Raw genomic sequence first — 12,308 nt, 5'->3', positions numbered from 1 at the left:
GTGACTCGTCAAAGCAGGAGGAACTGTTTCAATAGCCTATCTGGCCACCAGCGAAAACAGGGCGGGTGTCGCGAATACGTCGACATGGCGCTTCTGCTGGAACAGGCCGTTCAGCGATACGCGCGGCAGCGAGTGCAGGCTGTAGCGATTGCCGGCATAGAGCCCGCCCGGCCTGGTGGTGACGGCGGTCCTGAGGCCAAGCTCACGCGCCAGGGTATATTCGCGCGGCCCCGCGGAGGGCGTGCCGCCGATCGGATAGCTCAGGTGGATCGGGGCCTTGCCGAACTGCGCCTTGAGAATCCGCAACGACTGCTCGATCTCGTTGCGCGCGTCCTGCGGGCTGAGCTTGGCCAGCTCATAGTGGTGCACGCCATGGGCGCCGATGGTGCAGAGTGGCTCGTTGGCGAAGAGCCTGAGCTCCGACCAGTCCATGATGAGCTCGCGACAATGCCGCTGGAGATCGAGGCCGTACTGCTCCGCGAGTTCGCGGATCAGCTTGACGCGGTCGGCCTCCGGCATGGTCCGCATGCGGTGATAGAGGCTGTCATAAGCCCGGTGCTTCTCGCCGAGGTTGGCGGTCGCGTAGTATTCGGTCTCGCCGCCCTGGGTGACCGCCAGCGCGTTCTGGGCGGCGATGATGTCCTCGAGCGCCTGCCACCAGACCTCACCCACGCCGTCGACCAGCGCGGTCGGCACGTAGATCGTGAACGGGCATTGCTGGCGCCGCATGATCGGCAGCGCATAGCGCAGGTTGTCGCGATAGGCGTCGTCGAAGGTAAAGGCGACGAAGGGCTTGGCGGGCTCGTCCGCCTCGATGCGCCGCGCCGCCTCGTCGAGGTCGACGATTTCGAAGCCGAGCTGGCGCACGCGCATGATCGTGTATTCGAGGAAGTCCGGCTTCACCTGCAGGATGGCGTTGGGTGAGAAGTCCGCCGGGTCCTCGGGCAGCACGCGATGCAGCGTGAAGATCACCCCGCGGGCCTTCGATTGCCTGCGGATCAGTCGCGTCAGCTGGCTCGCCCAAAGCAGCTCGAAGGCGGCGCCGATAAGCTTGTACTTGAAATCCGCCATCCGGCCTATGCCACGTCCGCCTGCGCCGCGGAGAGGTGTACGACGCGATCTGCATCAAAGCCAAGCATGGCGATGTCATGGCGGGCCGCGGCGACAGCCACAGGATTGGCGGTTTCGCTCGCGACCAGCACCAGACGGGCATGGTCGGCGACGCCGGCGAACAGCGGCAGGCTCGAGCCCATGCCGGCGCGGCCGGTGTCGACGATTACCAGCTGATAGAGATCGGCCAGCGCCTGGACGAGAATCAGCGGCCGTGTCGAGTTCCGGTCGAGCTCCGGCTGCCGGCCCCATCGCACTTCTGCGAGGTTTTCACCCGCGAGCTGGATCACATCGGCGTACTCGGCGCCGTCGGCGGCAAGGTCGGTCAGGCCCAGGGCCTCCGACATCTCGCCGCTGCCGGCGTCGACCACCACCGCGGTCTGCCGCTCCATGATCGCGTCCTCGAGCAGCCGCTCGATCACCTGCAGCGACTCGTGCGCGGCCCCGACTGAAGCGAGGAGAATGACGCCCGGAGGGCCGTCGTGAATATCGGCGGAGAACGCGGAGAGCTCATCATGGGGCGCCGGAACGTATCGCATCGGCCTGGCCACCGCCTCGGCAACGGCGTGCTCCAGCGCCTCATCGGAATCCGCCTCCGGCTCCGGCAGCGCCTCGGCGGCGAGGACCGGCTCGGGAGTGGCGGCGGCGCGCCCGGTTCTCGGCCCGCGCTCGACCAGCGCCCGGCCCGACATCAGTTCGCCGAAAAGTGCCGCACCGACCTGCAGCGCCAGCGCCACAAAGCCCACGGCTCCGAGAATCAGCGCGGTCTTGGGCGAGGACGGTGTCGTCGAGGGTGCGGCTTCGCTGATCACGCGAACGTCCGGCAGGGTCGCGCTCGATGCTGTGCGCGACACCGCGTCGGAGTACTTGGCGAGGTAGTTCTCGAGCAGGTCGCGCTGGGCCTTGGCCTCGCGCTCGAGACTGTCGAGCGTCACACCGCCCTTGGTGGCATCGCTGGCCGTGATCTTGGCCCGGGTCAGGTCCTCGCGCAGCCGCAGTTCGAGGCCCGATTCGACCTCGGCCTCCGCCTCGAGCGAATCGGCGACCTTGTCGGCCTCGAGGGCAACCTGCTGCTCGATCTCGCGGATCTGCGCCTTCAGCGCCTTGATCGTGGGGTGGTTGGCGAGCAGCGTCGTCGATCGCTGCGCCAGGTCGCCCTGCAGCGCCGCCTTGGTCTGGAGCAGGCTCTGCACCACCACCGAGTTGCGCACGTCGGCCACGCCTTCGAGCGACTGGCCCGAACCGATCAGGCCCCGGATCACCTGGGCGCGGGAGGTCGCGGCATTCTTGCGCTGCTGCGCATCGGCAATCTGCTGGGCCACGGCGCTCAGCTGCTGGTCGGTGACCGGCGTGGCGTTGGTTCCGACGAACAGATCGTTGTCGATCTTGTAGTTGGCGACGGCCGTCTCGGCCTCGCTCACCTTGCCGCGGAGCTTGCCGATCTCCTGCTCGAGCCACACGGTGGCGTCTGCGGTGTCGGTCAGGGATTGCTGCGCGCGCCGCTTCACATGGGCGGCCGCGATGGCGTTGGCGAGCCGTGCCGCCAATGCCGGGTCCTTCGAGCGCACATAGATGGAGATCACCGCCGAGTCGCGCTCGCGAATGACCGTCATGCTCTCCGAAAGATTGGCGAGGACCGTCTCGTCGAGGCTGTCCGCCTCATTGCCACCCCGGCCCAGCAGCTTCATCACGGCGCCCACCGGCGAGAAGGCCGGCTTTGCAAACTCGGGAACCGAGCGCAGGCCCTCAGAACCGATCACCTCGAGCAGGAGGTCGCGAGATTTGATCAGTTCGATCTGGCTCGACATCAGCGCCGCCTCGTTTCCGGCGGAACCGCCACCCGACGAGGTCTCTCCCGGAGCGCGCGTGTAAACATTCTCACGCGGCTCGACGAGGATGCTGGCCGATGATTCGTAGACCTTGGGCACGAACATCAGGATCGACGCCGTAGCGACCAGCAGCAGCACCGTAACCAGCACGATGCGCAGCCAGCGCGACAGCACCGCCGAGACCAGCGCCCCTACGTCCATACGCAGATCCTCTCCTCGCACCGCGTCAGAACTCAAGGCACCATCCCTTCGACTACCCCTGAGTCATGCCCCGAACGTGGTAAGCATTCGGTTAAACACTCGTGCAGATTGCGACCAACCCTCGCGGTTCTAAGCAGAATGTTAACCATGCCGCCGCGAAACTGCGCACCACTTCAAGTCCCGGGTCCGCGATGCGCTGGCTGCGTCTTCTCTCACTGCTGCTGTTCATTCCACTCGCCGCCTGCGCCATGAATGGCGCCGCGGCGACCTATCTGGTCGAGGTCAAGGGCCCCTACACGCTCGACACCGGCGACGTCGTCCGGGTGAGTGTCTACGGCGAGCCGGACATGACGCGCAGCTACCAGGTCGATGACACCGGAGCGCTTGCACTCCCCCTCGTCGGCCCGGTGTCGGTGCGCGGGAAAACCACGCAGATCGCCGCTGCCGCCATCACCGCCGCCCTCGCCCAGGGCTACATTCGCGAGCCGAGCGTCGCGGTCGAGATCGAGTCTTATCGTCCGTTCTTCATCCAGGGTGCGGTCAAGAACGGCGGACAGTTCCCCTATGTCTACGGCATGAGCGTCCGCGCCGCGATCAGCACTGCTGGCGGCTATTCCGAGACGGCCGAGCGGAACAAGGCGGTCGTCTACCGCCGGCAGGGCAACCAGATGGTCAAGGGCACCGTGAGCCTCGATTTCCCCATTTACCCGGGGGATACCATCGTGGTGGGCGAGCGCTGGCTCTAAAGAGTTCGGAAACCCGGGCCTACGCATAAGCTCGGGCATGAAGCCGAACGCGCCACGACCGCTCCGCATCCTGCAAATTCTCCGTGCACCAGTTGGCGGACTGTTCCGGCACGTCTACGACCTCGTTCACGAACTGAGCGCGCGCGGCCACGAGATTGGAATCGTTGCCGATAGCCTCCATACCGACGCCCTCACCGAGGAGCGCCTGGGCCGGTTGAGGCCCCTTGCCCGGCTGGGCATCCATTCCTTGCCGATCCCACGCGTCTTCGGGCCCGAGGATGCGACGACTCCACTCAAGATCCGCAAGCTTGCCGCCTCGCTGGATATCGACGTCCTTCACGGCCATGGCGCCAAGGGTGGCCTCAACGCCCGCCTGGCGCGCATCGGGTCGCGCGAGCGGGTGGCGCTCTACACCCCGCATGGCGGCGTCCTCCACTACAGGCCGGCTTCGCCCGCAGGTATGGCCTTCCGCCTCATCGAGCGCGCGCTGATCGGGGCCACCGATGCCTTGGTGTTCGAGAGCGCCTTCGCCCAGTCCGCCTTCCGTGAGCAGGTGGTCGCGCCGAAATGTCCGGCACCGGTCATTCACAACGGCCTGATGCTGGCGGAGTTCGAAACGATCACGCCCCATGCCGATGCCGCCGACTTCGTGTTCATCGGCGAATTCCGCAGCCTGAAGGGAATAACCTACCTGCTCGACGCGCTGGTCGATGTCCGGGCGCCCGGTGGACGCCCGGCGACCATCAGCATGGCCGGCGGCGGGCCGGACCTCGACTCCATCAAGGAGCAAATCGCCCGATTGGGGCTCGAGGAACGGGTGACGCTGCTCGGCGTGAAGCCGGCCCGGCCGACGTTCCATACCGGCCGGATCGCGGTGCTCCCCTCGCTCAAGGAATCGCTGCCCTATGTCGTGCTCGAAGCGGCCGCAGCGGGGCTGCCGGTGATCGCCACCGATGTTGGCGGCACGCGGGAAATCTTCGGCCCGACCGCGGCGAGCCTCGTGCCCCCCGCCGACAGCGAGGCCCTGAGGCTAGCCATGCAGGCGGCACTCTATGATCCGGAGACCACCCGCGCCGAGGCCGCGCAGCGTCTGGCCCATATCCGGGCGGGCTTCTCGGTGTCGCACATGGCCGACCAGATCGAGGCACTCTACCGGCAGGCCCTCGGCACCCGGCAGCGTGCCGCATGAGCCGTTTCACCGAGTTTTCATCGCTCCCGCTTAGCCTCACGACGTCAGCGAGCTAACGAATGTTCCACCTCGACCCCAAGCAGGCCGTCCTCGATCACGTCGCGCAAAAGCCCAGGTCCAAGTTGGCCGCCTCGGGGCTGAACGAACTTGCCGCAATGGTGGCTGACAAGCCGGTCGAACCTGGCTATTCGGCAACAGTCGTCGCAGGCGCGGCCCAGGCGATCGAGTGTCTCCTGCTGGCCCTCACCGGCGTCGTCCTGCTTACAGTCCTCGGCAGCGGCAACGGCCTCCTCGGAGTCGTCGTTACACTTTCGGTGGTCGCCGTCGCCGAGTTCATCATCCGCTCGGTGCTGCTGCGACGCGTCGCCGACTACCGGCTTGGGCTGGAGCAGTACCTCAAGGTCGCAGCCGGCTGGACCGGCGCGTTTGTCGTGGTTGGCGCGGCTGTCCTGCTGCTCGACAGCGGCAATTCGGTCTCGCGCAACTGGATCATCGCGTTCTGGCTGACAGGACTCGTCGTTCTGATCGCCTACCGGGCCGTGCTGCGCGCGCTCATCACGCGCTGGACTGCGGAGGGGCGTCTCCGCCGCCGCACGGTCATCGTCGGCGGCGGCAAGGATGCCGAGGTGCTCATCCAATCCATCCAGGTCGGCGCGCGCGACGATATCGAGCTGCTCGGCCTGTTCGACGACCGCAACGACGACCGCTCGCCCGAATCCGTCGCGAGCCTGCCCAAGCTGGGGCGCGTTGCCGAACTCATCGAGTTTGCCCGTCGCACCCGCGTCGACCTCGTCATCGTCTCGATGCCGCTGTTCGCCGAGCACCGCGTCCTCGACATGCTGAAGCAGCTGTGGGTGCTGCCGGTCGACATCCGGCTCTCGGCGCACATGAGCAAGCTCAAGTTCACCCGCAAGGCCTATTCCTATGTCGGCGGCGTGCCGGTGTTCGACATGGCCGACCGGCCGATCTCGGACTGGAATCTCGTGCTCAAGTGGATCTTCGACAAGCTCGTCGCGATCACCGCGCTCGTCCTGCTGTCGCCGGTGATGATCGCCACCGCCATCGCGATCAAGCTCGAGAGCCCCGGACCGGTGTTCTTCCGGCAGCAGCGCCACGGCTTCAACAACCAGCACATCAACATGTGGAAGTTCCGCTCGATGCGGACCGACATGCTCGATTTCGACGCCAGCAAGCTGGTCACCAAGGACGATCCGCGCGTGACGCGCGTCGGCCGGTTCATCCGCAAGACCTCGATCGACGAACTGCCGCAGCTGTTCAACGTCCTGATGGATGAGCTGTCGATCGTCGGGCCGCGGCCGCACGCACTGGCCGCCAAGGCCGCCGACCAGCTCTACTACGAAGCCGTCGACGGCTATTTCGCCCGCCACCGGGTGAAGCCAGGCATGACCGGCTGGGCCCAGATCCACGGCTGGCGCGGCGAGACCGATACGGTCGACAAGATCATGAACCGCGTGAACTACGACCTCTACTATATTGAGAACTGGTCGCTCTGGCTGGACCTCAAGATCGTCGCGCTGACCCCGCTCTCGCTGTTTACGCAGAGCAAGAACGCTTACTGATGGTGGGCGCGGCAGCTTCCGATTGGGGGACCATGCCGCGCGAGCAGGCCTCCGCCTGGTTCCGCGCCCGTGCCACGGCCATCCTCAACGCCTGCGTTGCGCTCTGGATCTTCGCCGGCGGCTTCGTCATCAACGAGCCCTCGCCCTACGAGCTCGCCTTCGTGCTGGTGCTCGGCGTGTCGTTCTTTGCGGCGTTCCATTTCCACCGCTCGACGCTCGGGCTGCTCGTGCTGTTCGTGGCGCTCGTCCCCTTCGCCTACATCGCGGCTTTCCAGGTCCGGTTCCTCACCATCAGTGATGCCCTGATCTACCAGACGGTGACGATCTTCCTGTTCTTCACCGCGTACTGGGTCGCCAACTATGTCGCCGAGGCGCCGCAGGCGCGCATGCGCATCATCATCGGCGCCTACCTCGGGACCGCCCTCCTCTCTGCCATCATGGGTACGCTGGGCTATCTCGGGATCGGGCACGAGATCTTCACGCGCTACGACCGCGCCAAGGCGCTGTTCAACGATCCCAACGTCTACGGCCCGTTCCTGATGCTGCCGGCGATGTACGCGCTGCAGCGCGTGCTGATCGGCAAGAGCCGGAGCGCGGTTATCGCGACGCTCGCCTATGGCGTCCTGTTCGTCGGCGTGTTCGCAAGCTTCTCGCGCGCCGCCTGGGGCCACATCGTCATCTCCAGCGCCATGGTCTACGTGCTGCTGTTCTGGCTCGAGACACACGCCCTGCAGAAGGTGCGCATGCTGATGCTGGCCCTCGCGGGCGCCGCTACCTTGGTGGTGGCGGCGGCCGGCATTCTGTCGCTCCCCCAGTTCAGTTCGTTCATCGAGCTTCGCACCCAGTCGCAGGATTACGACACCGGCGAGAGCGGCCGTTTCGGGCGCCAGGGTTATGCGTTCGACCTGGCGCTGCAGCACCCGCTGGGGCTTGGCCCGCTCGAGTTCCGCAACTACCGGGTCAAGGAAGAGCCGCACAACACCTACGTCAACGTGATCCATGCCTATGGCTGGGGCGGCGGCCTCGTCATGATCGCATTCATCTTCGTCACCATCTGGCGCGGCGTGACCTTCCTCGCACGGCCCAGCCCCAACCGGCTGCTGCTCATCCCGCTCGTTTCAGTCTTCATCCCGCTGGCCGGCGAAGCCGCCATCATCGACGTCGACCACTGGCGCCACTTCTTCCTCGTGGGCGGCCTCATCTGGGGCGTCACCGCGGGCTACGGGCACGTGGACAAGCGATTTGGCTTGAGGCCGCCCGTTCCCTGAGCGCATGATCCGCGCGGACAAGGCATGAGGGCCCCATGACCTCCGACAGCTCTATGCAGGCCGTGCTGGCGCATACGGACGACCTCGCCAAGTTCCGCTACGACACCGGCGATATCCTGATCAGCGAAGGCCCGCCGAGCGGGGTGCTCTACATCCTCGTCGAAGGCGCGATCGAAGTGCTGCGCGGCGATGTCCGCGTCGCCCTCGTCGATGAGCCCGGCGCGGTCTTCGGCGAGATCTCGGCCCTCCTCGGTGGCACCCACAGCGCCACGGTGCGGGCCGTCGAACCGGTGACTGTCCACCGCATCGAGGACGCGGTGAACTTCCTCCAGATGCGGCCGGAGGTCGTCTTCCACGTCGCCCGCATCCTCGCGCGCCGCCTCGTCGACGCAACGACCTATCTCGCCGACATCAAGCATCAGTACGCCGATCGTTCCGATCACCTGGGCATGGTCGACGAGGTGCTCGAGGCGCTGGTCCACCAGCAACAGACAACGCCCGCCCCCGACGCCGCTCCCACGTCCGACCCGAGGCTCTAGCCGAGCGGTACCCACTCGGGGATTTCGAACATCTCGCCGGGCGGCACCGTCGCAGCGAGGTCCAGCACGCCCGCGCCTTCGTACGAGAACCACGCCGCCTGCATCCGCCCGGTGTCCACCGCGATGTGGGTCGGCACGTCGCCGATCTGCCGGCCGGCGTTGAGCACCCAGGTCGTCCCCGCCCGCGATGCCCACGAGCCGCCGCGAACGAACGGGGCTTCGTGCACATGGCCGGCGAACACCAGGTCCGGCTTGTAGCGCTCGATCCAGCCGCTCAGCTCGACATCGCCGAAATGCCGGTGCCCCGACCAGCTCACCTCCGCGTTGGCCGGCGGCGCGTGATAGACCCAGAACCACTTCCCGGCGCGCTGCGCCGCCGCGGCCTCGAGCTGCCGCTCGATCGCGGCCTTGGCGATGTCGCCGTCCCACCACGGGCAGATAGTGAAGGTGATCTCGTCGAGCTCGAGCGTGTCGCTGTCCGCATGGGCACGGGGCGAGCGGACATAGGGGATCCAGCGCGCGTAGCGCTCGCCGCTCGAGTACTTGTGGTTCAGGTCGTGATTGCCCGAGCAGACCAGCAGCGGCGCCACCTCGCGCAACCGCTCGAGATACTTCAGCACCACGACCATCTGCGCGCTCGCGGTAACAAACGAGGCGCTGTCGAGCAGGTCTCCGGCGATGATGACGAGATCGTAGCGCGGCGCAGTGCGCAGCAGCCAGTCGAACTGCGGCAGGCTGTAGTGCAGGTCGGCCACCGACAGGATGCGCACGCCCCCTCCCCCAGTGGGTTCAGCGGGCGAGATACTTCTCCGCCAGCGCCGCCGTGTCCAGCGCAAACCGGTCGGCATGGGCCTTGGCGAGATCGGTTTCCGCATGGGAGCCGATCCAGGCGAGTAGTGCCATCCGCCGCAGCAGGATCATCGCGTCGATCATCCTGAAGTCGTCGGCCTTGAGCGGCCGCACCTCGATATAGGCGGAAAGCCAGGCCCGGATCAGCGCCGGTACCTGCGGCGAGGTCTCGATGAAGGAGAGGCTCGCGGCGAGGTCGTAGAGGAACCAGCCATGCCCGCAGTCGTCGAAGTCGAGCAGCACGGTCGTCTCGCCATCGACCAGCAGGTTCGCGAGCCGCATGTCGGCATGGATCAGGCCGAAGCGATCGATATCTGTGCCATAGGCCCTGAGATCGGCGCGCAGGGCAGAATCCAGCTCGGTCAGCACCGCCAGCGTCTCGCCCTCGACATGCGGCGCCTTGCGCCAGTCGCCCCACAGGCCCGACGGCTCGAGAATGCTCACCGCATCCCAGATCGGGCGTACGAAGTGCTCCGGCTGCTGCCAGACCGAGACGTGGTTATGAAGCGTCGCCGCGTAGTTCCCGAGAGTGGCAAACAGCGGCACGAGGTCGGCGTCGGCCTGCGGCTCTTCGCCCGGCTCGAACGCGAACATCGCCGCGTAGCGATCGGGCGCCACCTCCTGCACGATCTCGCCATCCGCCCCGGGGACCGGGCGCGGCACGGGAATCTCGGTCTCGTCGGTGATGGCTTCGAGCCAGCTGAGTTCGCTGCCGATGGCCGCACGCGACTGATATCGCGGCCGGTGCAGGCGCAGCACGTGATGCGCGCCCTTCGGCCCGTCGATGCGGAAAGTGTGATTTTCGGAGAGGTTGATCAGCACCGGCGTTCCGCCGGCCACCGCTGGCCAGCGTTCGAGGCTGGCCGCTACGAGCGAAAGCTCATCCGCCTGCGGATCGTTGGGGGCCCTGTCCAATCCGCTAACCTCAGTCGTCAGTAGAAGAATGGTCGGAGTGGCCGGATTTGAACCGACGACCCTTTGTCCCCCAGACAAATGCGCTACCAGGCTGCGCTACACCCCGACTGGCGCCCTATCTAGTCGCAAGAGTGTCCCAAGGCAACCCTCCAAAAGGGGTTCTCGGTCGGGCATCGGGCATAGGGTGAAAACCGCCTTCACACAGCCAGCAGGTCCACGATCTTCATCTCGGCCGTCCGCACGGCATCGGCCGGGCTGAGGCCGACCAGCAGGCCGCGCTGGCCGCCGTTGATCAGCACTTCGTCGAACAGCTCGGCCGTTTCGTCGATTGCCGTAGGCACCTTGCGGCGCTGGCCGAACGGGCTGATTCCGCCCACCTTGAAGCCGGTCAGCCGCTCAGCGTCCACCGGCTTCATCATGTTGGCGGACTTGCCGCCGAAAGCCGCGGCCAGCTTTTTCATGCTGACTTCGCTGTCGGAGGGCACCACCACGCAGACGGGCTTGCCGTCCACCTCGGCCATCAGCGTCTTGAACACCTGCCCGGCATCCTTGCCCAGCGCCTCGGCCGCCTGCAGCCCGATGCGCGGCGCGTCGGGGTCGTACTCATAGGGAAAGTGCGTGAAGGCGATACCGGCCTTGGTGAGCGCCAGCGTCGCGGCTGTGGTCCTGGACATGCAGAACGGTTACGGCTCCAATGGCGCCCCGTCCAGTGCCTCCGGAGACGTCCGGGCACCCGGCACCAGCCCTGCCACGCACCGGGTCAGGTGCTCGATGTGGAAGGGCTTGCCGAGGAACGGCCGATCGCGATGCCGGGCGACGACGTCCTCCCGGCCGAACCCGCTCACGAAGGCGAAGGGGATGCCCCGCTTCTCCAGCGCGTCGGCCACCGAAAAGCTGTCCCTGGCGCCGACAAGCACGTCGAGAATGGCGCAACTCGGCCGCTCGTGATTCAGGGCCTCCAGCGCCTGTTCGGCGCTCGCGGCAACGATGACCCGGCTGGCGCCGAGCTCGAGCAGGTAATCTTCGATCATTGCGGACACCAGCGCCTCGTCCTCCACGAGAAGGACAATACCCAGCCCGCCGCTGCCAGCTTGTGGTTCATTGAACATGGCTAACCTTTTTCGGGCGAACATGCCCGCTGCGCGGCGACAGGTCGAGGAAAATGGGAGTGAGGCTTTTGCTGGGGCACCGTCTCTTGCGAACAGTGAGTGACTTGCTCATTGGCCGTGCAACCGAATGCGGCCGAGTGAGTTGAATGAGTAAGTTTAGCAGGTTGCAGGGGCCATGACCGAGACGACTTACAAGGGGAACGATCTGCTGCGCGGCGAGCGCCTGCAGATCATGCTCGATCCGGACGAGTTGCGGGTTCTGGACGACTTCCGCTTCGCCAACCGCATGCCGAGTCGCGCCGCGGCCGTGCGGGAACTGCTGCGCCGCGGGCTCGGCGTCGCCGGCGGCCCCCTCGATGGCGGCGCGGGTCCTTCGCAGTCCTATGGGGTGCTCGACCCGGCTCCGCCCACCGGCGGTGCCAAGGGCTGAGGCGCGGGAGGGTCAGCCCTCGCGGGCCCGCTCCAGCAGGCGCTTGCAGTCGAGCAGTTCGCGCAGCACGTCGGACAGCTTGTCGCGGTCCGCGGCCGTGAGTCCGGCCTTGGGGGCCGGCTTGAAGCTCGGCAGCCGCAGCCCGCGCGATGGGGCCGGAGCGCCAGTGTCCGGCTCGATACCGTCGACCTCGGGGAGCGCCGCCGACTCGGAGACGAAGTCGTCCTCGTCGATGGCCTCGCTCGGTGCCGGCAGGGAGTCGACGGGCTTTCCCTCGCCGACGCCGATCACGTAGCGGATGCCCTGATCCTTGAGGATCCGCTGCACGCCCTTGATGGTGAAGCCACGATCATAGAGCAGGTGGCGGATGCCCTTCAAAAGCAACACGTCTTCGGGGCGGTAATAGCGCCGCCCGCCGCCGCGCTTCAGCGGCTTGATGGTCGAGAATCGCGTCTCCCAGAAGCGCAGCACGTGCTGCGGCAGGTCGAGCTCGTCAGCCGCCTCGGAGATTGTGCGGAACGCGTCTGGAGATTTATCCAAAAG

At 66.5% G+C, this 12,308-nt stretch carries 13 protein-coding genes and 1 tRNA gene; 6 read left to right on the top strand and 8 right to left on the bottom strand.

All coding sequences use genetic code 11. The annotated features are described in order from the left end of the window. Positions 1–36 precede the first annotated feature (36 nt). Together PRN20_RS11270 and PRN20_RS11265 are read right to left on the bottom strand one after the other, a co-directional pair. The gene (locus tag PRN20_RS11270; RefSeq protein WP_273957448.1) at positions 37–1,071 is read right to left on the bottom strand and encodes a polysaccharide deacetylase family protein; all 1,035 of its coding nucleotides are present in this window, start codon (positions 1,069–1,071) and stop codon (positions 37–39) included. 5 nt (positions 1,072–1,076) lie between these two features. Continuing rightward, entirely contained in the window at positions 1,077–3,140 is a 2,064-nt protein-coding gene (locus PRN20_RS11265) for a GumC family protein (protein WP_273957447.1), read from the bottom strand. A gap of 191 nt (positions 3,141–3,331) precedes the next feature. On the opposite strand from PRN20_RS11265, the gene PRN20_RS11260 reads away from it, so the two are divergent. The 5 genes from PRN20_RS11260 to PRN20_RS11240 are packed head-to-tail and all read left to right on the top strand — an operon-like array spanning position 3,332 to position 8,462. Beyond that, positions 3,332–3,886 carry a polysaccharide biosynthesis/export family protein gene (locus PRN20_RS11260; protein WP_273957446.1) on the top strand — a complete coding sequence of 185 codons (555 nt, stop codon included), beginning with the start codon at positions 3,332–3,334 and terminating at the stop codon, positions 3,884–3,886. A 37-nt stretch (positions 3,887–3,923) separates the two neighbouring features. Beyond that, positions 3,924–5,075: a glycosyltransferase family 4 protein gene (locus PRN20_RS11255; protein WP_273957445.1), complete on the top strand. Its 1,152-nt coding sequence runs from the start codon at positions 3,924–3,926 to the stop codon at positions 5,073–5,075. A gap of 59 nt (positions 5,076–5,134) precedes the next feature. After that, complete coding sequence (locus PRN20_RS11250) at positions 5,135–6,655, top strand: undecaprenyl-phosphate glucose phosphotransferase (protein WP_273957443.1); 1,521 nt, start codon at positions 5,135–5,137, stop codon at positions 6,653–6,655. A 32-nt stretch (positions 6,656–6,687) separates the two neighbouring features. Then, the gene (locus PRN20_RS11245) at positions 6,688–7,923 is read left to right on the top strand and encodes an O-antigen ligase family protein (protein WP_273957442.1); all 1,236 of its coding nucleotides are present in this window, start codon (positions 6,688–6,690) and stop codon (positions 7,921–7,923) included. Between the two features lie 35 nt (positions 7,924–7,958). Continuing rightward, positions 7,959–8,462 carry a Crp/Fnr family transcriptional regulator gene (locus PRN20_RS11240; RefSeq protein ID WP_273957441.1) on the top strand — a complete coding sequence of 168 codons (504 nt, stop codon included), beginning with the start codon at positions 7,959–7,961 and terminating at the stop codon, positions 8,460–8,462. Here PRN20_RS11240 and PRN20_RS11235 read toward each other — a convergent pair. The 5 genes from PRN20_RS11235 to PRN20_RS11215 form a co-directional block, all read right to left on the bottom strand. Next, positions 8,459–9,232: a metallophosphoesterase family protein gene (locus PRN20_RS11235; protein WP_273957440.1), complete on the bottom strand. Its 774-nt coding sequence runs from the start codon at positions 9,230–9,232 to the stop codon at positions 8,459–8,461. The two genes, PRN20_RS11240 and PRN20_RS11235, sit on opposite strands and share 4 nt — an antisense overlap. A gap of 19 nt (positions 9,233–9,251) precedes the next feature. Further along, complete coding sequence (locus PRN20_RS11230) at positions 9,252–10,226, bottom strand: phosphotransferase enzyme family protein (RefSeq protein WP_273957439.1); 975 nt, start codon at positions 10,224–10,226, stop codon at positions 9,252–9,254. A 29-nt stretch (positions 10,227–10,255) separates the two neighbouring features. Next, positions 10,256–10,332, bottom strand: a tRNA-Pro gene (locus PRN20_RS11225). Positions 10,333–10,423: 91 nt separating this feature from the next. Continuing rightward, the gene (gene ybaK / locus PRN20_RS11220; RefSeq protein WP_273957437.1) at positions 10,424–10,900 is read right to left on the bottom strand and encodes a Cys-tRNA(Pro) deacylase; all 477 of its coding nucleotides are present in this window, start codon (positions 10,898–10,900) and stop codon (positions 10,424–10,426) included. Positions 10,901–10,909: 9 nt separating this feature from the next. Further along, positions 10,910–11,335, bottom strand: a complete 426-nt coding sequence (locus PRN20_RS11215) for a response regulator (RefSeq protein ID WP_273957436.1) — start codon at positions 11,333–11,335, stop codon at positions 10,910–10,912. A gap of 175 nt (positions 11,336–11,510) precedes the next feature. On the opposite strand from PRN20_RS11215, the gene PRN20_RS11210 reads away from it, so the two are divergent. Then, positions 11,511–11,765 carry a hypothetical protein gene (locus PRN20_RS11210; protein WP_273957435.1) on the top strand — a complete coding sequence of 85 codons (255 nt, stop codon included), beginning with the start codon at positions 11,511–11,513 and terminating at the stop codon, positions 11,763–11,765. 12 nt (positions 11,766–11,777) lie between these two features. On the opposite strand, the gene PRN20_RS11205 is transcribed toward PRN20_RS11210, so the two are convergent. Beyond that, a complete protein-coding gene (locus tag PRN20_RS11205) occupies positions 11,778–12,305 on the bottom strand; it encodes a MerR family transcriptional regulator (RefSeq protein WP_273957434.1) in 528 nt (175 codons plus the stop codon). Positions 12,306–12,308: the final 3 nt, after the last annotated feature.

Origin of the sequence: Devosia sp. ZB163, assembly GCF_028613635.1 — a bacterium.
Classification (GTDB): domain Bacteria; phylum Pseudomonadota; class Alphaproteobacteria; order Rhizobiales; family Devosiaceae; genus Devosia_A.
This window is presented reverse-complemented; position numbering and strand designations above follow the sequence as displayed.